Origin of the sequence: Dyella japonica DSM 16301 (assembly GCF_001010355.1) — a bacterium.
Lineage (GTDB): Bacteria > Pseudomonadota > Gammaproteobacteria > Xanthomonadales > Rhodanobacteraceae > Dyella > Dyella japonica.
The window spans coordinates 1-20,702 of sequence record NZ_JPLA01000014.1 but is presented as its reverse complement, the minus strand read 5'-3'; the positions used below and the strand labels follow the sequence as shown (position 1 = coordinate 20,702).

Annotated in this window: 15 protein-coding genes and 1 pseudogene; 9 read left to right on the top strand and 7 right to left on the bottom strand. The window is 65.7% G+C overall.

All coding sequences use genetic code 11. The features are described 5' to 3' along the window. Positions 1 to 111: 111 nt before the first annotated feature. Positions 112 to 2,709, bottom strand: coding sequence for a glycosyltransferase family 2 protein (locus tag Y882_RS06010; RefSeq protein WP_046970997.1), 2,598 nt, complete (start codon positions 2,707 to 2,709; stop codon positions 112 to 114). Positions 2,710 to 2,838: 129 nt separating this feature from the next. Continuing rightward, on the bottom strand, positions 2,839 to 3,429 hold the full coding sequence (locus Y882_RS06005) for a helix-turn-helix transcriptional regulator (RefSeq protein ID WP_052949731.1): 591 nt from the start codon (positions 3,427 to 3,429) through the stop codon (positions 2,839 to 2,841). Positions 3,430 to 3,627: 198 nt separating this feature from the next. Between Y882_RS06005 and Y882_RS06000 the strand changes: the two genes are divergently transcribed. After that, a complete protein-coding gene (locus Y882_RS06000; protein ID WP_046970996.1) occupies positions 3,628 to 4,680 on the top strand; it encodes a class I SAM-dependent methyltransferase in 1,053 nt (350 codons plus the stop codon). 59 nt (positions 4,681 to 4,739) lie between these two features. Here the strand turns inward: Y882_RS06000 and Y882_RS05995 are convergent, their stop codons facing one another. Continuing rightward, entirely contained in the window at positions 4,740 to 5,207 is a 468-nt protein-coding gene (locus tag Y882_RS05995; protein ID WP_046970995.1) for a Dps family protein, read from the bottom strand. A gap of 269 nt (positions 5,208 to 5,476) precedes the next feature. Here Y882_RS05995 and hrpA point away from each other — a divergent pair, with 269 nt between their 5' ends. Then, positions 5,477 to 9,559 (top strand): ATP-dependent RNA helicase HrpA, encoded by a 4,083-nt coding sequence (hrpA, locus tag Y882_RS05990; protein ID WP_046970994.1) that lies wholly within the window; start codon positions 5,477 to 5,479, stop codon positions 9,557 to 9,559. A gap of 75 nt (positions 9,560 to 9,634) precedes the next feature. Here the strand turns inward: hrpA and Y882_RS05985 are convergent, their stop codons facing one another. Beyond that, on the bottom strand, positions 9,635 to 10,111 hold the full coding sequence (locus tag Y882_RS05985; RefSeq protein WP_046970993.1) for a hypothetical protein: 477 nt from the start codon (positions 10,109 to 10,111) through the stop codon (positions 9,635 to 9,637). Positions 10,112 to 10,224: 113 nt separating this feature from the next. Here Y882_RS05985 and Y882_RS05980 point away from each other — a divergent pair, with 113 nt between their 5' ends. The 5 genes from Y882_RS05980 to Y882_RS05960 all read left to right on the top strand — a co-directional run bounded on the left by Y882_RS05980 (position 10,225) and on the right by Y882_RS05960 (position 18,062). Then, complete coding sequence (locus tag Y882_RS05980; protein WP_046970992.1) at positions 10,225 to 12,360, top strand: RelA/SpoT family protein; 2,136 nt, start codon at positions 10,225 to 10,227, stop codon at positions 12,358 to 12,360. Positions 12,361 to 12,435: 75 nt separating this feature from the next. Next, a complete protein-coding gene (locus Y882_RS05975) occupies positions 12,436 to 14,160 on the top strand; it encodes a tetratricopeptide repeat protein (protein WP_046970991.1) in 1,725 nt (574 codons plus the stop codon). Between the two features lies 1 nt (position 14,161). After that, the gene (locus tag Y882_RS05970) at positions 14,162 to 15,007 is read left to right on the top strand and encodes an NAD-dependent epimerase/dehydratase family protein (RefSeq protein ID WP_046970990.1); all 846 of its coding nucleotides are present in this window, start codon (positions 14,162 to 14,164) and stop codon (positions 15,005 to 15,007) included. A 203-nt stretch (positions 15,008 to 15,210) separates the two neighbouring features. Further along, positions 15,211 to 17,529, top strand: coding sequence for a penicillin-binding protein 1B (gene mrcB / locus Y882_RS05965; RefSeq protein WP_156171336.1), 2,319 nt, complete (start codon positions 15,211 to 15,213; stop codon positions 17,527 to 17,529). 2 nt (positions 17,530 to 17,531) lie between these two features. Beyond that, entirely contained in the window at positions 17,532 to 18,062 is a 531-nt protein-coding gene (locus Y882_RS05960; protein WP_046970988.1) for a tetratricopeptide repeat protein, read from the top strand. 38 nt (positions 18,063 to 18,100) lie between these two features. On the opposite strand, the gene Y882_RS05955 is transcribed toward Y882_RS05960, so the two are convergent. From Y882_RS05955 to Y882_RS05945, 3 genes are all read right to left on the bottom strand, one after another. Then, complete coding sequence (locus Y882_RS05955) at positions 18,101 to 18,526, bottom strand: type II toxin-antitoxin system VapC family toxin (RefSeq protein ID WP_046970987.1); 426 nt, start codon at positions 18,524 to 18,526, stop codon at positions 18,101 to 18,103. Further along, on the bottom strand, positions 18,523 to 18,762 hold the full coding sequence (locus tag Y882_RS05950) for a FitA-like ribbon-helix-helix domain-containing protein (RefSeq protein WP_046970986.1): 240 nt from the start codon (positions 18,760 to 18,762) through the stop codon (positions 18,523 to 18,525). The genes Y882_RS05955 and Y882_RS05950 overlap by 4 nt, the downstream gene beginning before the upstream one ends. 129 nt (positions 18,763 to 18,891) lie before the next feature. Further along, the gene (locus Y882_RS05945) at positions 18,892 to 19,308 is read right to left on the bottom strand and encodes a helix-turn-helix domain-containing protein (RefSeq protein WP_162207395.1); all 417 of its coding nucleotides are present in this window, start codon (positions 19,306 to 19,308) and stop codon (positions 18,892 to 18,894) included. Between the two features lie 170 nt (positions 19,309 to 19,478). Here Y882_RS05945 and Y882_RS18775 point away from each other — a divergent pair, with 170 nt between their 5' ends. Continuing rightward, positions 19,479 to 20,207: a TonB-dependent receptor plug domain-containing protein gene (locus tag Y882_RS18775; protein ID WP_052949727.1), complete on the top strand. Its 729-nt coding sequence runs from the start codon at positions 19,479 to 19,481 to the stop codon at positions 20,205 to 20,207. Next, a pseudogene (locus tag Y882_RS18770) lies at positions 20,194 to 20,702 on the top strand (TonB-dependent receptor); the annotation flags it as partial. The gene Y882_RS18775 and the pseudogene Y882_RS18770, both read left to right, overlap by 14 nt.

Below are 20,702 nucleotides of genomic sequence, written 5' to 3'. Positions count from 1 at the left end.
TTCCGTCCTGGAAAAAAGATGGGCCGCATGCGTCATCAAACGCATGCAGCCCAAGCTTAGCCGATCAGCCGGCCGATGCCGGTGAATGGAATGTCGCGAAAGCTCTGGTTTTCAGCCCGCCTTGTCACCGGCCTTGTGCGCAATCCATGCCCCGATCACCGCCGAAACGTACGGAATCGCTTGCGCGGCGAGGATGAACATCCACAAGGTGCCTTCGACGTAGTGCGTGCCAAAGCGCAGGCCCATGCCGACGATGCAGCCGACCAGCGCGATGGCCATGAGGAATTCCTCGCGCACCGGTGCGAACGCGGCGAAGTTGCTGCCGCCCAGGCGGCGGCTCTTGGCGGTCACCACGAACGAGGTCTTCTCGCGCGTCAGGCCATGCAGGATGCCGCGCGCGATGGCGTGCGACAGGCTCATGCTGGCCAGCGACGCCATCAAGGTGTCGTACCAGCTGCACGGCACACGCACGCGGTACAGCACGATGCCGAAGATCGCCTTGGCGAAGAAGAAGCCGATCACCGGGATCAGGAACAACTGCATCGGCAAGTTGAAGATGGTGGGGAAGGCCACCATGCCCGCGGTCCAGAAGATCGCCATCATGGTGAAGATCAGGTGCAGCGCATCGGCAAACCAGCTAAACCAGCCGGTGAGGAAGTGGAAGCGCTGGCCGGCGCTGAGCGGGCCCTTCTGGGTCATCCAGTTCCAGCGGCCCTTGAGGATCTGCATGGCGCCGAAGGCCCAGCGGTAGCGCTGGCTCTTGTATGCCTTGAAGTCCGCCGGCGTGAGGCCCTTGCCCATCAGTTCGTCGACGTAGACCAGCTCGTAGCCGGCATGCATCAGGCGCAGGCCCAGCTCCGCGTCTTCGCAGATGGTCCACTCGGACCAGCCGCCGGTGCCTTCCAGCGCCGAGCGGCGCACCATGGTCATGGTGCCGTGCTGGATGATGGCGTTGCGCTCGTTGCGATGGTGCATGCCGATGCGGAAGAAGCCGTCGTATTCCCAAGCGGTCATGCGGCGGAAGCGGTTGTGCTCGAAGTCGCGATGCGCCTGCGGGCACTGCACCACGGCCACCTTCGGATCGTGGAAATAACCGGTGAGCGAGGCCAGCCAGTCTTCGCGCACCACGTAGTCGGCGTCGATCACTGCCACCACGTCCGCACGCGGATCGGTTTCCTTCAGGCCGAAATTCAGCGCGCCAGCCTTGAAGCCCGGCCAGGGTTCCAGATGGAAGAAGCGGAACTTGCTGCCCAGCTTCTCGCAGTATTCCTGCACCGGCTTCCAGATCGCCGGGTCCTTGGTGTTGTTGTCGATCACCAGGACTTCGTAGTTCTCGTACTTCAGCTCAGCCAGCGAATCGAGCGTGACGAAGACCATTTCCGGCGGCTCGTTGTAGCAGGCCAGGTGGATCGACACGAACGGCTGCTTCTCCACCGGATCGGGCGGCAGCAGACCGGCATGACGCACCCAGCCGCGGCGCCACAGCACTTCAGTGAACTCGAAACCGTTGATCAGCAGGATGGCGAGGATGGCGATCTGGGCCGGGAACAGCAGCACCAGCATGGTCCAGTCGATCCAGCTCAGGTAGAAATTGAACGGCAGCGTGGCCGACCAGGTGACCAGGCCGCAGGCCAGCTGGATCAGCGCGCAGAAGAAGAACCGGCCGGTCAACTTGAAGCGGCTGTAGCGGCGCGCAAACCAGATCATCGGAATCAGCGCGAGCAGGCTGGCGCCGAGCGCCTTCCACGGCCACGCGGTGTCCTCGGTCACCGGGCCGGTGAACGGGAACTTGGGCTGGCGATCGGCGTTGAACATGCCCCAGTACGCTTCGGTGCGGCCCGATAGCGCTTCCTTCCAGGGCTGGTCGAACGCTTCCATCACGTAGTAGTCGATGTTGCGTTTCTTCGCTTCGTTGAACCAGGTGCGCAGGAAGATCGCTTCGTTGGACACCGACGGGTCGGCGTACTTGTAGCGATCGCCGTTCGACGGCCAGCCGATTTCGCCGATCACGATCGGCTTGTTGGGGTACAGGCGCTTGAGCGCCGCATAGCTCTCCAGCGCATCGTTTACGCCGGCGCTGCGATCGATGCCGTTCCAGTACGGAAACAAATGCACCGTGATGAAGTCGACGTGCTCGACCAGCTCCGGATACTTGGCCCAGATATGCCAGGGCTCAGCAATGGACACCGGCTGATGGATCGCCGCACGCACGCGATCGGCGTAGGCCATCAGCTGTTCCGGCGGAATATCGTTGCGGAACAGCACCTCGTTGCCCACGATCACGCGGTTGATCGAATTGGGATAGCGACGCGCCTGCGCGATCAGCGTCTCCACTTCGTTTTCGTTGTTGTCCAGACGGCGGTCGATCCACGCACCGGCCATGACCTGCAGACCGTCCTTCTCCGCCAGGCGATAGACCTGCGGATTCTGCAGCGTCGAATAGGTGCGGATGCGCGGCGTGTAACGCTTGAGCAGCTTCAGGTCGCTGTCGATCTCCTCGTCCGAGGGGAAATCGTTCTTCAGCGGATTCTGGTAGCGCTGGAAAGCGGACAGGGCAAAGCCACCGATCGGGCCTTTCCAGTCTTCCGGACCGTGCGGCAGGTTGCTCCACCACCAGAGGCCGATGTTCATGGCCGCCACGATCAGGGCAAGCAGGATGGCTGCGAGCAGGGGGTGCTTGCTGTCGTGGTTGGTTGTACTCGCGCTCAAAACGATCCCCGTGGCTGCCTCACACGAGGCCGAAAAGCATTGGAAGCTTAACCACGCAGCGCTTTTGTCTCAATCGAAATGGGCCAGGATGGTCAGCGTAAGCTCAGGCCGCCATGGGGCCGGCTGCTGTCACCGGCACGGAACGGCCATCCGGCACAGCGCGGCGACCAGGGTGGCCTGGCTGTGCTGGACGGTTTTTTCGAAGACATGCTTGAGGTGGTTGCGCGCCGTGCCTTCGGCCATCGCCAGCCGGCGGGCGCAGTCGCGCAGCTCGTGACCATCGGCCAGCAGGCCGGCCAGCGCGGCCTCGCGGGGCGTCAGGCCGAACGCCACCGCCAGTGCTTCCGGCGGAAGCGGGCGCAGATGTTCAGGGGTTGTGACGAGCACGACGACCTCCGGCGGCGGCCCCGGCAGCGGCGACAGACGCAGCAGCCAGGGTGCGGCACGACGGGAGCGCCGCCGCAGGGCCAGGTAATGGGGTTGAGGCAGGCGCCCGTCGCTGCGCACGGATGCGGCGGTCAGCGCGATGGCGTGGCGCAGCCGTCGCGTGTCCGCCACGCTGGCTGCCTTCAGGCCGGCAGGGCTCACCAGCAGGCCGTCACGCCGCGCCAGCAGGTCGCGGGCCTGATGGTTGAGAAAGGAGGGGTGGGCCTGCGCGTCCACCAGGATCACGCCGATCAGCAGTTGATCGAGCAATTGCTGCAGCAGGGCCACGCGCACGACGCCACCTGGCGCCAGCGGCGCACGGGATTCCCCTGCGGATAAGTGTCCAAACGGGCGTGGCATGTCGCACTCCCGCCACCGGCCTAGTCCTTTCGCGCTGTCCGGTATGGGACAGGCGCATTCGCAACAGGCAGCGTATCCAGGAGGTTCCATCCTACTCCATTGCCCTTGAGGGCGGTGTCGCGGAGCACTGTCATGGCGATCGATGAACAAAGACTTCACGCTTTCCTGGGACGAGCCGTAGGCGATCTGGGGGCCGCCATCAGTGCCACGCTGATCCAGATCGGCGACGAGCTGGGCTTCTACAAGGCGCTGGCGAAGGAGCGCCTGACCCCAGCCGAACTGGCCGAACGCACCGGCACCTACGAACGCTATGTGCGCGAGTGGCTGGGCAACCAGGCCGCCGGCGGCTACGTGGAATACGACGAGGCCTCCGGCCGCTACGGCCTGAGCGAAGAGCAGGCCTTGTGTCTGGCCGATCCGAATGGTCCGGTGGATGTCCCCGGTGCCTATTCCATCGTCGAGGCGCTGTTCCATGCCAAGAGCCGCACCCTGGATCACTTCCGCAACGGTGAGGGCATGGAGTGGGGCGAGCATCATCCCTGCCTGTTCCATGGCACCGAGCGTTTCTTCCGGGCCGGCTACAACGCCAACCTGATCGGCGCCTGGCTGCCGGCGCTCGATGGCGTGGTGGACAAATTGCGCAAGGGTGGGCGGGCCGCCGATGTCGGCTGTGGCCATGGCGCCAGCACCATCCTGATGGCCAAGTCCTTTCCCACCTCGCAGTTCGTCGGTTACGACTACCACGCACCATCAATCGAGGTGGCGCGTGAGCGTGCCGCCGAAGCCGGCGTGGTCAACGCGTCGTTCGAAGTGGCCGACGCCACCGGCTACAACGGCAAGGATTTCGACCTGATCGCCTTCTTCGACTGCCTGCACGACATGGGCGACCCGGTCGGCGTGGCCAGGCATGCGCGCGGTGCACTCAAGTCCGATGGCAACTGCATGATCGTGGAGCCGTTCGCCGGCAACCACGTGCAGGACAACCTCAATCCGGTGGGACGCGTCTACTTCGGTGCATCGGCGCAGATCTGCGTGCCCGTGTCGCTGGCGCGCCACGGCCCCGCCCTGGGTGCCCAGGCGGGTGAGGCGAAGTTACGCGAAGTGGTGGTCGACGGCGGTGGCTTCCAGCGCTTCCGCCGTGCCGCGGAGACGCCGTTCAACATCGTGTTGGAGGCGCGGCCCTGAGCGTGGTGCTCGCGGGCCGCGACACACCCTCGCTGTGAAGGCGAGGGTGTCGAGCGCGATTACTTCAGCAGCGAGCGCAGCATCCAGGCGGTCTTCTCGTGTTCCTTCAGGCGGCCGGTCACGATATCGGCCGTGCCTTCGTCGCCTGCGTCATCGGCCACCTTGATCACCTGGCGTGCGGTATGCGCGGCGATCTCGTGGCCTTCGACCAGCTGGCCCACCATCTCCCTCCAGTCCGGCACGCCGGCTTCTTCCTTGATCGAGGTGAGCTTGCCGAACTGGCTGTAGGAGCCCGGCGCAAACACGTCCAGCGTACGGATGCGCTCGGCCACTTCGTCGGCCGCCAGCCACAGTTCGTTGTACTGGGTCTCGAACATGGTGTGCAGGCTGTTGAACTGCGGACCGGTGATGTTCCAGTGGAAGCTGTGCGTCTTCAGATACAGCGAATACGTATCGGCCAACAACTTGGACAACTGCTCACCGATCTGTTCCCGGTCCTTCTTGGCGATACCGATGGAAATGGCCATGTGTTGCTCCTTGCGAGGGTGATGGAAGGGAAGTTGGACTCAGGTTAGTGAGCCGGTTTCCCCGGGGGAAATGAATCCTTCTGATGCTGGCGATAGGTCTGAGCTATCGCCTGATGCGAGTGGCTACCTCAGTAAAATGGCGTCGCTGCCGGCGCCTATCGAGGCGTGCGCGGCAACCTGCCGCGGTCAGTCGCGGAGGGCGATCCGGTGGCCGTGTTTATTCCACCCGTCCCGCGCCGCCCCCTTCAGCGGCTATCATCTGCGGTCCGATGACCCCGACCGCTCCCAACGCCGCCTCCACCGATGCGCGTCTGCGTCCATTGCGCCAGGCGCTCGACGACGTATCCACTCGCGACCAGGGCCGCCTGCTAGGCCGGTGGCGCGAGTTGTCGCGCCGTTTCGACGAGAAAAAGCTGGCTGCACTTACCCGCGACATCGAAGCTTCCGTGGCCCGACGCAAGGCGCGTGCGGACGCCAAGCCGGCGATCCGGCTGGACGAAGCGCTGCCGATCACCGCGCGCGCCGAGGAAATCGTCGAGCTGATTCGCAAGCACCAGGTGGTGGTGATCGCTGGCGAGACCGGTTCGGGTAAGACCACCCAATTGCCCAAGCTGTGCCTGGCAGCCGGTCGTGGCGAAGCGGGCATGATCGGCTGCACCCAGCCGCGCCGGCTGGCTGCGCGTTCGGTGGCACGCCGCGTGGCCGAGGAGCTGGCGACGCCGCTGGGCGAACAGGTCGGCTTCCAGGTGCGCTTCAACGACCAAGTGTCCGAGCGCACCCTGGTCAAGTTCATGACCGACGGCATCCTGCTCGCCGAAACGCAGGGTGATCCGTGGCTGAGCGCGTACGACACCATCATCATCGACGAGGCGCACGAACGCAGCCTCAACATCGACTTCCTGCTGGGTTATCTGAAGCGGCTGGCGGTGAAGCGCCCGACGCTCAAGATCATCGTCACCTCGGCCACCATCGATACCGAGCGTTTCGCGGAGCATTTCAGCGGTGCGCCCATCGTTTCGGTGGAAGGGCGTGCCTATCCGGTGGAAGTGCGCTGGCGCTCGGTCGACGAGGTGGCCGCACGACGCGGGCAGCGGGCGGGGGAGCTGCAGCAGGGTGGGGCGGACCATGTGGCCGCCGTGCTGGATGAGATCACCCACGACGATCCGCGCGGCGACGTGCTGATCTTCCTGCCCGGCGAGCGCGAAATTCGCGATGCACATCTGCTGCTCTCGCGACGCCAGTACCGTGAGACCGAAGTGATGCCGCTGTACGCGCGTCTGTCGGCGGGCGATCAGGATCGCGTCTTCAAACCCGGTACCAAGCGACGCGTGGTGCTGGCCACCAACGTGGCCGAAACCTCGCTCACGGTGCCGCGCATTCGCTATGTGATCGATACGGGCCAGGCGCGCGTCAAACGCTATAGCCAACGCAGCCAGCTCGAACGCCTGCACGTGGAGCCGATTTCGCGGGCGGCTGCCGATCAGCGCAAGGGTCGTTGCGGCCGCGTGGGTCCGGGCATCTGCTACCGGCTCTACGACGAAGCCGATTTCGAGAGTCGCGCCGCGTACACCGATCCGGAATTGCTGCGCTCCTCGCTGGCCAACGTCATCCTGCGCATGCTTGCCCTGCAGCTGGGCGAAGTGGAGGACTTCCCGTTCCTTGAAGCGCCCGATCCGCGCGTGGTGGCGGACGGCTATCGTCGCCTGGCGGAAATTTCCGCCATCGACGAGGCACGGCGACTGACGCCCACCGGCCGCACAGTCGCCAAGCTGCCGATCGACGTGCAGCTGGCGCGCATGCTGGTGGAAGCACAACAGTTGCACAGCCTGCGCGAAGTGCTCGCCATCGTCTCGTTCCTCAGCATCCAGGACCCGCGCGAGCGGCCGGCGGACGCACGCCAGCAGGCCGATGCAGCGCACGCAGCCTTTGCGGATCCGAAATCCGATTTCGTCGGCGTGCTCAACCTGTGGCGCGATTACGGCAAGGCGCACGAAGACCTGACGCAGTCGAAACTGCGCGACTGGTGCACGCGGCACTTCCTCAGCTTCATGCGCATGCGCGAGTGGCGTGAGCTGCATCGGCAGTTGTTGCTGGTGGTGCAGGAGCTTGGGTGGAAGCTGGATGCGATGATGTCGCGAGAAGCCACCACTTCTCCTTCTCCCCGCCGGGGAGAAGGCCGGGATGAGGGGCCAACCTCGCGGGGCGTTGCAAAGGCGACGGCTGTCGCTCCCGCCAAAAAAGATCGGCAGCCTTCCCGCGAGCACCCGCCCCTCACCCCAACCCTCTCCCCGGAGGGGAGAGGGAGCAAGGGCGAGGACGAGGCAGCGAAGCAATACGAAGCCATCCATCGCAGCCTGCTGGCGGGCTTGCCCACACAGGTGGGTCACAAGGACGAGAAGGGTGTCTATCGCAGCACGCGCGAACGCCGCTTCCAGGTATTCCCGGGCTCATCGCTGTCCAAGGTGCCGCCCAACTGGATCTTCGCCGGGCAGATTCTCGATGTCGGCGGTCGCGTGTGGGGCATGATGTGCGCCCGCATCGAGCCGCTGTGGATCGAACAGCAGGCCGCGCATTTGTTGCGCGCTTCGTGCCGTGACGCGCACTGGTCGCGCAAGCGCGGCCACGTGGTCGCGTACGAGCAGGTGAGCCTGTTCGGACTCACCCTGGTCGAACGCCGGCCGGTCACGTTCCAGAAGCAGGATCCCGCGCTTGCGCATGAGATCTTCCTGCGCGAGGCACTGGCACGCTGCGATATCGATGCACGCGCTGACTTCATCCGCGCAAACCAGCGCGTACTGGAAGATGCGCGCGGCATCGAGGCCAAGCAGCGCCGCGAGGGCTTGCTGCGTCATGAAGACGAGCTGGTCCGTTTCTTCGAGGGCAAGCTGCCGCAGGACATCGCCGACAGCCGGGCGCTGGATGCGTGGTACCGCAAGGCGCGTCCGGCGGAACAGGCGGCGCTGCGTTGGTCGCTTGATGATGTGATGAGCGGCGGCGCGGGGCTGGATCCCAAGGCGTTCCCGGCTTCGCTGGATGTGCCGCCGCAGAAATACCGCCTCGAATACCGTTTCGTCCCCGGCGACGATGCGGACGGCGTCACCTTGCATCTGCCGCTGGCCATGTTGAATGCCTTGCCCGCCGCGCGCTGCGAGTGGCTGGTGCCGGGTCTGCTGGCCGAAAAAATTGCCGAGCTGATACGGGGACTGCCCAAGGCGCTGCGGCGAAATTTCGTGCCGGCGCCGGATTTCGCACGCGCCTTTGTCGAGGCCGAGGCGCCGCGCGATGAATCGCTGAACAAGGCGCTGGCGATGTTCCTCAAGCGCGCCACGGGCGTGGATATATCGGCGGCCGAATTTGATCAGGTGGTCTTGCCCGCACACTTCCGCATGCGCTATCGCCTGCACGACGAAAACGGCAAGACGCTCGCCACTGGGCGCGACTTGGCCGCGATTCGCGCGCAGTGGGAAGGCCAGGCGCGCGAAGCGTTCTCGCGCAAGACCGATATCGAACTGACACGCGAAGACATTGCCAGCTGGGACTTCGAGGAGATTCCGGCGCAGGTCCGTTCGGCCGGTGGACTGCTCGCGTTCCCGGCGCTGGTGGACCTGGGTGACGCCGTGGCGCTGCGCGTGTTCGAGCGCAGTGACGAAGCGCGCGAAGCCCATGTGCACGGTGTGATCCGCCTGTTGCGCAACGCGCTGGCCAGCGACATGAAACAGGCGCGCCGGCGCTTGCCGGTCGGCAATCCGCTCGCCTTGAAGTACGCACCACTCGGCGGCGTGGATGGCCTGCGCGAGGATCTGGTCGAAGGCGGCCTGCAGGACTTGCTGGCACGCCACGAGCTCAACGTGCGCACGGCTGGCGCGTTCGAAGCCTTGCATACGCAGGCATCGCGCGAACTGTTTGGTGCCGGCGTCGAGCGATTGAAATTGGCCGAGCCCATCATCGAAGCGCAGGCCGATCTGAAGCCCTGGCTGCAACCGCCGCTGATGGGCTTTGCGCGGGCCAGCTACGACGATCTGCGCGAACAGCTCGATGCACTGCTCACGCCCGGCTTCCTGCGTGAGCTGCCAACGTCACGGCTGGCGCACTATCCGCGCTACCTCAAGGCCATGCGTTTGCGTGCCGAACGCCTGCGCCAGGATCCGGCAAAGGATCAGCAGCGCTTGCTGCAGGTGCTGCCGTTCTGGCGTGACTACCTCAAGCATCGCGCCGCCGGTACCGAAGGCCTGGACGAACTGCGCTGGCTGATCGAAGAGTGGCGCGTGTCGCTGTTCGCGCAGGAGCTGAAGACGCCCGAGCCGGTCTCGGCCAAGCGCCTGATGCGCGCGCTCGAAAACCTAGCCTTGTAGGAGCGCACCCTGTGCGCGACGGCCGATGCCTCGCGGCATCGGTTCGCGCACAGGGTGCGCTCCTACAGGGGAGATTTATTTCACGCGGCTCATCGGCGCGGTGTCGTTGCAGCCATCCACTGCCGCCATCCAGTTGCCCATCAGCGAGCGGCGGATCGCGATCTTCGGATTCTCGCTGGCCATGCAGGACACGCGGGTGCCATCGGCCTGCTGCCACACCTGGTTGTTGTCCAGGGTGATCTGGGTGTGGCCGGTGAAGCCTGCAAACGAGCCCTGCACGTGCGCCTGCACCGGGCCGGCTTTTTCGGCGGTGGGGTAGAACACCGGCTTGCCGCTCTGGTCGACCACCTTGGTCACGACCTTGCCGTGACCGCTCAGCCAGTTGTCGAGGTTGTTCAGTTCATCCGGCGACAGCTTGTCCAGGCCGGCTGCCTTGAACTCTTCCGGCGTCATGCGCTGCTGCAGCGGCAGCACCTGGTCGGCAGCGAACGCAGCGACGGGAACGGCGAGAGCGACACTCATCAGCAACAGCAGCGAACGGGCCAGACGCATGGGGTAGTCCTCTAGGGGCAAGGGTGAAGCGTTGCTGGCGCAGCATACACGGCATGAATCGCCGGTTCATGCGGGCGCGGGGGAATACCGGGTGACTGCACTAGAATAGGTGCATGGTTCAAGCCGTCCTCCATGCAAGCTCGGGTCTCGCCGAGTGGCGCGAACGCGCCGGCAACGTGTCGCCCGTGCTGGGCGAGGCGCTGGATACGTGCGCGGTGCTGCCGATGAACCAGGCCGAATGCGTGGACGTGCTGGAGCTGCTGGCCATGCTGGGCTGCGATGCCCAGACCCAGGCCGCCGCCCTGTGGTTCGAGGTGTCGCGCATCGATCCGGCCCTGTGGGCCTTGCGTGAAGCCAGCCTGCCGCCCGAGCTGCAGCGGCTGGTCAGTGGCCAGCTCGCCGCGGAAAAAGTCTGGGCGCTGCATGCCCAGCACGGCGGCGACCGTGGCGCGGAAGGGCTGCGCCGCCTGTTGCTGGCGATCATCCGCGACCTGCGCGTGGTGTTCATCCTGCTCGCCCGGCAGCTGGCGAATATGCGCGCGGCGAGCAGCCTGCCGGACAGCGAGCGCCAGGCGCTGGCGCGTCTCACCCAGGACATCCACGCACCTCTGGCCAATCGCCTGGGTATCTGGCAATTGAAGTGGGAGCTGGAGGACCTGAGCTTCCGCTACCTGCAACCGGAAACCTACAAGCGCATCGCCCGCCTGTTGGACGAGCGGCGCGTCGATCGCGAGGACTTCATCCGCGAATCGCTGGATGCGCTGCAGCGCTCGCTCGCGGCGGCCGGCATCCGCGCGGAACTCGCCGGGCGGCCGAAGCACATCTATTCGATCTGGAAGAAGATGCAGCGCAAGTCGCTGGAGTTTTCCGATCTCTACGACATCCGCGCCATTCGCGTACTGGTGGATTCGGTGGGCGACTGCTACGGCGCGCTCGGCGTGGTGCACACGCTGTGGCCGCATTTGCCCGGTGAGTTCGACGATTACATCGCGCGCCCCAAGGGCAACGACTATCGCTCGCTGCACACGGCCGTGATCGGTCCGCGCGGCAAGACGCTGGAAGTGCAGATCCGCACGCACGAGATGCATCGCATCAACGAGCTGGGCGTGGCCGCGCACTGGCGTTACAAGGAAGGCGGCGCCGGCGACAGCGAGTTCGAGGCGAAGATTGCCTGGATGCGGCGCCTGCTGGAACCGCGTCCGGACAGCGAAGGCGATCTGGCCGCCGAACTGCATACCGAGCTGCTGGAAGACCGCGTCTACGTGCTCACCCCCAAGGGCGAAGTGGTGGACCTGCCGCACGGCGCCACCGTGCTGGATTTCGCCTACCACGTGCACACCGAAGTGGGCCATCGCTGCCGTGGCGCCAAGGTCAACGGGCGCATCGTGCCGCTGACCTTCCAGCCTTCCAGCGGCGATCGCATCGAAGTACTTACCGCAAAAGTGGCCGAGCCCAGCCGTGACTGGCTGTCCTCGCATCACGGCTATCTGCATACCTCGCGCGCCAAGGAAAAAGTGCGCACGTGGTTCCGCCGCATTGCGCACGATGCCAATCTCGCCGCCGGTCGCGCGATCTTCGAAAAGGAGATCAGGCGGCTTGCGCTGCCCGCGGCCGACCTGGGCAAGCTGCCCGCGCATTTCCATCTGAAGACGCACGACGAATTGCTGGTGGCGCTGGCGCTGGGCGAGGTCGCGCCGGGCCAGATCGCACGCGTGTTGCAGGAGGCGGCAGCGCCACCGCCTGCCGAACCGCCGCCCTCTGCCGCGGCACAGGCAAGGCAGGCGCTGCGCGATCACAGCGCGCTGAGTATCGAAGGCGTCGGCAACCTGCTCACCACACTCGCGCGCTGCTGCCAGCCGCTGCCGGGCGACCCGGTGCGGGGCTTTGTGACGCGCGGCCGCGGCGTCTCCGTGCATCGTGCCGATTGCGCCAGCTTGGCGCGGCTGGCGCGGCGCGATCCCGATCGGGTCATCGAGGTGGAGTGGGGCAAGGCGGCCGCCCGAGCCTACGAAGTGGACATCGAGCTGAGCGGCTACGACCGCAAGGGCTTGCAGAAAGATGTCACCAGCCTGATCAGCAACATGGGCACGCACATCATCGCCTCGTCCAGCCGACTGCTGGGCCACACCGGCGAAGTGGAGATGCGTTTCACCCTGCGTGTACGCGACTTCGAACAGCTGTCGGGCCTGTTGAGCCGGCTGGTGGCGCTGCCCAACGTGGTCGACGCACGCCGCGTCAGCGGAGCCTGAACGCCGCGCGTTGCCACCCGGGAGCGGCAGCGGCGCAATGTTAAGCTGCCCACGTTAACCCACCTTCGTGAACCCATGAACGGACGCAAAGACCAGCACGACCACGGGTCGTCGGGCCGCACCGAGCCCACCCTTGGCAACCTCGACAACCTGGACGGGCCGGCGCCCCAGTCCCGGGAGGACGACGGGCTGCCCAAGTTCACGCTGGATCCCGACCTGCGTCGCGGCGGGTCGTCGCGCCCACCGGTGCATCGTCCCAAGCGCCGCGGCTGGCTGGTGCCGCTGGTGGTGCTGATTGCCATCGGCGTGGGTACCTCGCTGTGGATTGGCCAGGACCGGCTGCGCGGGTTGGTGCCGAACACCGAACTGGACGGCATCCTCGGGCGCGCGGAAACCGCGCTGCAGGAAGGCCATCTCGACGGCAACGACGGCAGCAGCGCACGCGAGTTGTTCGAAGCGGCGCGTGCCCTGCAGCCCGACAACGACCGCGCCCGCGACGGACTGCGCAACGTCGGTCAGGCCGAGATTGCGCGAGCGGATGCCGCGCTGCAGGCCCACAAGCTGGACGAGGCAGACCAGGCGCTCACCGCCGCGCGCGAACTGCTCGGCGGCGGCAGTGACGTCGATCGACTGACCCAGGCCCTGGCGGCGGCGCGCAACGGCGCGGTGCCCACCGATCGCTTGGTGGACCAGGCCCAGCAAGCCTTCGCCGCGGGCAAGCTCGAGGGCGACGATGGCGCGGGCGAACTGTATCGCCGGGTGCTGGCGGCCGATCCCAACAACGCCGTAGCCAAGCATGGCCTGGAACAGGTCGGCGACGCGATCGCCGGCCAGGTGCACAAGGCGCTCGATGCTGGCGATCGCGCGCAGGCGGCGACCCTGGTCGATCGTCTTGCCGTGTTGCTGCCCAACTACGCGGAACTGCCCGCACTGCGCGCGGCCCTGGTGCAGGAGAATCAGCAGAACAGCGGCGCCCTCACCGATGCGATCAAGCAGGGTCAGGACGCCTTGCGCGATGGCCGCATCGTCGGTCCCGGCGAAGACACTGCGCTGGCGCACTTCAAGGCGGCGCTGGCGATCGATCCGGACAACGCCGATGCCAAGGCCGGCCTGGGCCAGGTGGCGCAGGCGCTGATCGTGCAGGCCAATGCCGCCGCAGAGAATGCCGACCCCGCGCATGCGCGCCAGTTGCTGGATCAGGCTGCAGCGATCGCGCCGCACTCGGCTGATCTGGCAGCCGCGCGTGCCCGCATCGGTGGTGAAGGGCGCAAAGCGAACTCCGCGCAGGTGGCCAACGACATCGCCAGCGATGTCGCATCCGACAACAACGACAACCTGCAGCATCCGCCGCTCACACCGCAGCAAAGCGCCGAACTGGCCCGCACCATCCAGCGTGCCGATGCCGCCGCGCGGCAGGGCAACCTGATGTTGCCGCCGGGCGAGAGCGCCTATGACCTCTACCGCCAGGCCCTGGCGATGGACGGCAACAACGAGGCGGCGCGCCACGGACTAGAGTCGCTCTCGGGTTTGGCCGTCCAACAGTTCAACCAGGCCTTGGCCAGCGGCAATCTTCCAGCGGCGGGCAATCGGCTCGCCGACCTGGCTGATCTCTCGCCGGGCAGCGCCAGCCAGGGCGAGCTGCGCAACCGTCTCGCCGGTGCATGGATGGACCAGGCCGAACAGGAATTGCAGAACGGCGATCGCGCCAGCGCGGCGCAGGCGCTCGATAGCGCACGCAAGCTGGCACCCGGCAATCCGCGCCTCGCGACGTTGACGGCGCGCCTGCAATCGGGCGGTTGATATGACGGTGCTCGTGTTCGGGGCCAGCAGTCAGATTGGCCATTTTCTGCTGCCGCGGCTTCGTGCGCGCGGCGAATCGGTGCTTGCCCTGAGTCGCCAGTCGCGCCATGCGCAAGCCGGCGTGCATTGGCTGCAGGGCGAACTACCCGGTCCCCTCTTCGAGGTGGGCAGGCCCACCGCCGTGATCAATTTCGGTCCGCTGAATTTGTTCGCGCAGTGGCTGGCCTCGGCCGGCTTGCCGGCGTCCACGCGCGTCATCGCCACCAGTTCGATGAGCGCCGAGTCCAAGCAGGCGTCGGATGTGCCCGCCGAGCGCGAACTCTCGCAGTCGCTGCGCGATGGCGAGCTTGCCGTCGCCGCGGCATGCGACCGCCAGGGCATGCCGTGGACCATTTTCCGGCCGACGCTCATCTACGGCGCCGGCATCGACAAAAGCCTCTCGCCGATCGCGCGTCGCGCCAGCCGGCTGCACATCTTTCCGCTGCCGGCCGGCAGCGGCCTGCGCCAGCCTGTGCATGCTGACGATATTGCCGCCGCCGTGGTCGCCGCGCTCGATCATCCGGAAGCGGCCGGGCAGATCGTGCCGCTGGGCGGCGGCGAACGGCTCACCGCGGGTGAGATGTTCGCCCGGGTTCGTCGCAGCCTCGCCACCTCCACGCTGCCGGTACCGATTCCCGCCGCGCTGCTGCGCCTGGGGCGCCACGCAGTGCCGCGTCTGCGCGGCCCGCTGACGCGGCTGGAAGCCGACCTGATCGCCGACAACAGCGATTTGCAACGCCTGCTGGGCATCTCACCCCGCCCGTTCCAGCCTGACGCGAGCTCCTGGGAACCGCAGCCCCCCTTGTAGGAGCGCACCCTGTGCGCGACCGCCGCCATCAGGCGGCTCAGAGGCTTCCCGGTCGCGCACAGGGTGCCCTCCTACAACCTCTGGGCCGCCCCATCCCCGCCCGCGTCCTGCCAGAAATCCCTGCCCACGTTCAGATGCCCGCCGGGAAGCAGGCCCTATGATCCCGGAGCCTCCCTGTTCAGGATTGCCCCTACTTGGACTTCATGACCCGTCTCCGCTCGATCTTCAGTGCCGTCTGGCCCTGGATCCGCATTCCGTTCTGGGTCTGCATGGGACTGCTGTTCGGCTTCGTGCTGCCGTACACGATGGTACTCAACAAGCGTGTGCAGGATCGCTTCAACGATCTGGTGTTCGCCGTGCCCACGCGCATCTACGCCAGGCCGCTGCCCTTGTCGGCGGGCACGCCGATGACGCCGGGCACGCTGGAACTCGAACTGACCTTCGCCGGTTACAGCAACGACGGCCGCGCCGACGTGGCCGGGACCTGGATGAAGGAGGGCAGCACCTACACCATCGCTTCGCGCGGCTACGCCGGCCCTGACGGCGGCGAAGTGCCCAAGCGCATCCGCGTCGCGTTGGGCAAGGGGCAGGTGGCCAGCGTCAAGGACCTGGCCAATGGCAAGCCGATCGACGTGACCCATCTCGATCCCGCGCGCATCGCCACGGTGTATGGCTCGCAGCAGGAAGAGCGCCGCATCGTGCGCCTCACCGACGTGCCGCCGCTGTTGCTGAGCGGCCTGCAGGCGGTGGAAGACCGCGACTTCAAGCATCACTTCGGCATCGACCTCACGGCCATCCTGCGCGCGACGTTCGCGAACCTGCGTGCCGGCCATACCGTGCAGGGCGGTTCCACGCTCACCCAGCAGCTGGTGCGCAACCTGTTCCTCGATCGCGAACAGCATGTCTCGCGCAAATTGAACGAAGCGTTGATGTCCATCCTCATCGAGGCGCATTACGACAAGAGCCGCATCCTCGAGGCCTACGTCAACGAGGTGTTCCTCGGCCAGCAAGGCGGCCAGGCGGTGCACGGTTTTGCCGCGGCGTCGGAGTTCTACTTCGGCCGCCGCATGGAAGATCTCAAGCCGCAGGAAATGGCGCTGCTGATCGGCATGGTGAAGGGACCGAGCTACTACGACCCGCGTCGCTATCCCGATCGCGCGCTGTCGCGCCGCAACCTGGTGATCGACCAGTTCGCCGAGACCGGACTGATCACTGCAGATCAGGCCACTGGCTACAAGGCGTCGCCGCTGGGCATCGTGAGCAACGGCCAGCTGCCGCATAACCGCTTCCCGGCGTTCATGGACCTGGTGCGTTTGCAGATCACCTCGGACTTCGACGACGACACGCTTTCCCAGGGCAACCTCAGCATCTTCACCACGCTGGACCCGGCCGCGCAGGTCTATGCCGAACAAGCCATCACCACCACGCTCGGTGGACTGGGCAAACGTGGTGAAGCGGCACAGGCCGCCGCCGTGGTGACCGAAGCGCAGACCGGCGCGGTGCTCGCCATCGTCGGCAGCAAGCTGCCCGGCGACCAGGGCTTCAATCGCGCGCTCGATGCGAAACGCCAGATCGGTTCGCTGGTGAAGCCGCTGGTCTACCTGGTGGCACTGACCAATCCGGAGCGCTGGAACCTGGCCAGTCCCGTGGAGGATTCGCCGGTCAGCATGCGCCAGCCCGATGGCAGCTTCTGGACGCCGAAGAACGACGAAGGCGATGTGCATGGCTCGGTGCCGATGGTCGATGCGCTGGTGCATTCGTGGAATCTGGCCACGATCAACCTGGGCATGAATATCGGCGTGTCGCGCATCAAGGCGTTCCTGGAGTCGTTCGGCCTCAGCAACGTCAATCCGAGTCCCTCGCTGCTGATCGGCGCCGTCGACATGTCGCCGCTGCAGGCCACCCAGCTCTATCAGTACATCGCCGCCGACGGCCATGCGCTGCCGCCGCTGGCGGTGCGCGGCGTGGTGGATGCGCGCGGCCAGACCATCAAGCGCTATGAAGTGAAGACCGGCGCGGGTGAATACCAGCCAGCCGTGCGCCTGGTGACCTGGGCCATGCAGCAGGTCACCCGCTCGGGCACGGCCGCGTCGATTGGTTCTTCGGGCCTGGCCTACCTCAATGCGGCGGGCAAGACCGGCACCAGCAACGACATGCGCGACAGCTGGTTCGCCGGATTCACCGGCGATCACCTCGCCGTGTTCTGGATGGGCCGCGACGACAACAAACCCAGCGGCATGTACGGCGCCACCGGCAGCCTGCGCGCCTGGCAGGAGCTGTTCAAGAAACTGCCCACCCGTCCGTTGCCGGCGGCGCCGGGCCAGGGCCTGGAAATGGCGTGGATCAACCCCGCCAACGGCAAGCGATCGGAAGAGGGCTGCGAAGGAGCGCGGCAGGTGCCGGTGGTCGCCGGTACACTGTCACAGGACGCCGAAGGCTGTTTCTGGCAGCACGTCGGCAACTTCTTCAGCGGCGGCGACGGCGCTCCCGCGCCGGCTTCCTCCGCCCCTATCCGGGATTGATCATGTTTCGTCGTGCCCTTCGTCTTACCGCCGCGCCCGCTTCGTTGGCCGTCCTCTTGCTCGCAGCGTGCAGCCAGCCCACCGCGCCGTCGCAGGCCACGCGTCCGACCGTGTCCGACGACCAGATGCTGGCGTCCATCCATGCGGCCGGCGACAAAGAGAAATCGGCGATCGACGTGAACCCGCTGCGCGATCCGGGTGTGGCCGCGCTACAGGACGCCGCCGAAGGCGACCTGCGCGTCGGCAAATACAACGAAGCCGCCACCAAGCTCGACCAGGCGCTGAAGATCAGCCCCAACTCGCCCGACCTGCTGCAGGACCGCGCCGAACTGGCGATCCGCTTGAAGGACTACGCCAACGCCGAACAGCTCGCCCACCGCTCATGGGACCTGGGTCCGAAACTCGGCCCGTTGTGCGCACGCAACTGGCAAACCATCGCCGAGCTGCGCCGTCATGCGGGCGATGACGCTGGCGCGGCCAATGCCAGCAAGAGCGTGGCGCAGTGTCATGTGGAAGGCATGCAGCGGTACTGAGCGTTCGCGCTATCTGCTGTGAAAGCGCGCAGGCCCGATTACGCCTGCCATGTCCATGGGTTGATGACAGCCACGCCGGCAGCTTCAAAAGGGGACGTGTCGCGCGTGGCCACCGCAAAACCATGGGTTGCAGCGATGCCGGCGATGTAACCATCCGCAGAGGCGATCGCTTTCCCGGCGGCGCGAGCGCGGGAGCGCAGCGTGGCGTAGGCGTCCGATGCGGGTGCATCGAATGGCAGTATGCGGCCGGCAAACAGAGGCAGCACGCGTTGCTCGAGGCGCTGATGAAGGATGTCGCGGCGCTTGCCTTCCGGCAGCACAGCGACGCCGAAGCGCAGTTCGGCAAGGCTGATCGCCGAGAGGTACAGCGTTTCGATGATCTGTGCGTCGATCCATGCAAGCACGTTCATGTCGCCCGGCGCTTTGAGCGGCTCTGAGACAACATTCGTATCGAGCAGGATCATTCAAAGCTCACGGGATCGGACGCCGTCCGGTCGCGCTCGATCTCAAGTTCGACCCCGCCCACTTCCCGGCCAATGTCGGCCAGCAGGGAACCGAGCTTGATGCGGCTCTCCGGCCGGACAGCGCTTTCGAGAATCGCCCGGATTTCCGCCTCCGTGCTGCGTCCATGCGTGGCGGCACGTACGCGCAAGGCGCGGTGGGTTTCTTCGGGTAGGTTGCGAATGGTGACGGAAGCCATGGCGGGCGCCCCTTGTGCTGATATCAATGATGTCATCATATCACCATTGATATCACCGAGGTCGCGGCATGCCGTGGAGCGGGGCGGGCGAAAGCTTGGCGAGCGGCGTCTTCAATAGGACTCGACCCCTCAGCCTTCGCTATCGGCCAGCAGCTGCACCAGGGCGTTGCGACGTCGGGCATTCAACTTGCGCATGGCAGTAATAACGGCGCGTTCCTGCTCGGTCAGGACCTTATAGGCGCCCCCGGGTTCGCGTACCTGCCCGGTCGATGGCAGGCGGCCCAGGATCAGCCAATCCAGGCTGCACTCAAACTCATCCGCCACTTTTGCCAGCCGAGCCGTTTCGGGAAAGGCCTGTCCCTTGAACCACTGGCGTACGGCTTCTTTGGACACGTCAAACCGCAACGAGAGCGCCTTGTTACGCGCTCGGCCGCCCGGGATGTCGGCCAAATCGCAGGCTTCCTTCAGTCGATCTGCGAAGCCTGCGTAGGCGTCAGTTGATTTTCTTGTAGGCAAGTTAAACCTGGCTTTGGTGAGTCCAATCACCAAGCCATTCTTGTGATTTTTGTAAGAGAAAGACCACGTTTGACTTGTTAAACAAGTTTTGATTGTCTGTTTCCCGCAGCGCGGAGGGCGCTGCATCCGAAGCGCTTTTGCGTTGGTGTCGACGACACCGACACGGACCGCTATCGCCTTTCACAGGGGAGCAACTCGAAATGATTTCACGTAGCGGATCGGCTTCGTTCGATTTACGCCTGCTGCTGCTCGCCATCGCCTTGGGCCTGGCCAGCGGCAACGTGCTGGCGCAGGGTACGGCGGGCGACATCTCAGGGACTGCGACTGATGCCAGCGACGCCGTCGTGGCCAGCAAGGGTTTGGATTCGGGTCTGTCGCATGCGCCCGAATTGGCGGCTACCGGACCCGCGTCGGTGAAGGCGTCCTCACCGCAGGCGCAGGCCGAAGACATCCCGCCTGCCGCGTCCGCCAAGCAAGCGAAGCGGATGGATGCGATCAACGTCACCGGTTCGCTGATCCCGCAAGTGCAGGTGGAAACCGCCGCGCCTCTGGTGGTCATCACAGCCAACGACATGCAGGTGCGCGGCTTCGCCACCGTGGCCGATGCACTCCGGCAATCCTCCTTCGCCGTGGGCAGCGTGCAGGGCGCGCAGACCTCGGCCTCGTTCACTCAGGGAGCGCAGACGCTGAGCCTGTTCGGTATGCCGGCAGGCTTTACCAAGTACCTCATCGACGGCCGGCCGATGGGCAATTTCCCCGCGCTGTACAACGGNNCGGCGGATCAGTTTCAGCGACGGCTTCCAGAACGGCCGCTTCACCCTGATGGGTGGCGCGCAATACGAAAAGGTCGACCCAATCTGGGGCTACCAGCGCGACCTCACCGCGCGGGTGAACCAGGACGGCACCAGCGCGCCGGTGGCTTCCCGTGACTATCTGCTGATCAGCGGCACGACCGGCCGCTATATCAATGTCGATCGCGTGGACAACAGCGCGTGCAGTCGCGTGACCAGGCAGTTCGCTGGCACCGAGGCATTGCAGTCGCGTCCCGGCAACGGCACGTATTGCGGCTCGTTCTATTCGCCGGGTTATCGCACCTTGTCCAACGGCAGCGAAAGCGGCCAGATCTACACCCATGCCACCTTCGATGCGGGCGAACACCTGCAGCTGTATGGCGACTTGCTCTACAACTACAACGAAACGCGCTTCGCCACCGGTTCCAGCTATACCTGGTGGGGTAGCAGCAGCAAGTACAAATATTTCTACGACCCCAAATTGCGCGACTACGTGCAACTCCAGCGAGCGTTTTCGCCCGAGGATATCGGCGGCTACGACTCGATCATGAACAAGTACACCGAGAACGCCTACATGCTCACGCTGGGCGCGAAGGGGCGGGTGGGCTCATCGTCGTGGGGTTACGACATGGG

Excerpts from the sequence above, each read along its gene's own strand:
- Y882_RS06000 (WP_046970996.1), top strand. The coding sequence starts at position 3,628 with ATGGCGATCGATGAACAAAGACTTCACGCTTTCCTGGGACGAGCCGTA.
- Y882_RS05995 (WP_046970995.1), bottom strand. The coding sequence starts at position 5,207 with ATGGCCATTTCCATCGGTATCGCCAAGAAGGACCGGGAACAGATCGGT.
- hrpA (WP_046970994.1), top strand. The coding sequence starts at position 5,477 with ATGACCCCGACCGCTCCCAACGCCGCCTCCACCGATGCGCGTCTGCGT.
- Y882_RS05985 (WP_046970993.1), bottom strand. The coding sequence starts at position 10,111 with ATGCGTCTGGCCCGTTCGCTGCTGTTGCTGATGAGTGTCGCTCTCGCC.
- Y882_RS05980 (WP_046970992.1), top strand. The coding sequence starts at position 10,225 with ATGGTTCAAGCCGTCCTCCATGCAAGCTCGGGTCTCGCCGAGTGGCGC.
- Y882_RS05975 (WP_046970991.1), top strand. The coding sequence starts at position 12,436 with ATGAACGGACGCAAAGACCAGCACGACCACGGGTCGTCGGGCCGCACC.
- Y882_RS05970 (WP_046970990.1), top strand. The coding sequence starts at position 14,162 with ATGACGGTGCTCGTGTTCGGGGCCAGCAGTCAGATTGGCCATTTTCTG.
- mrcB (WP_156171336.1), top strand. The coding sequence starts at position 15,211 with ATGACCCGTCTCCGCTCGATCTTCAGTGCCGTCTGGCCCTGGATCCGC.
- Y882_RS05960 (WP_046970988.1), top strand. The coding sequence starts at position 17,532 with ATGTTTCGTCGTGCCCTTCGTCTTACCGCCGCGCCCGCTTCGTTGGCC.
- Y882_RS05955 (WP_046970987.1), bottom strand. The coding sequence starts at position 18,526 with ATGATCCTGCTCGATACGAATGTTGTCTCAGAGCCGCTCAAAGCGCCG.
- Y882_RS05950 (WP_046970986.1), bottom strand. The coding sequence starts at position 18,762 with ATGGCTTCCGTCACCATTCGCAACCTACCCGAAGAAACCCACCGCGCC.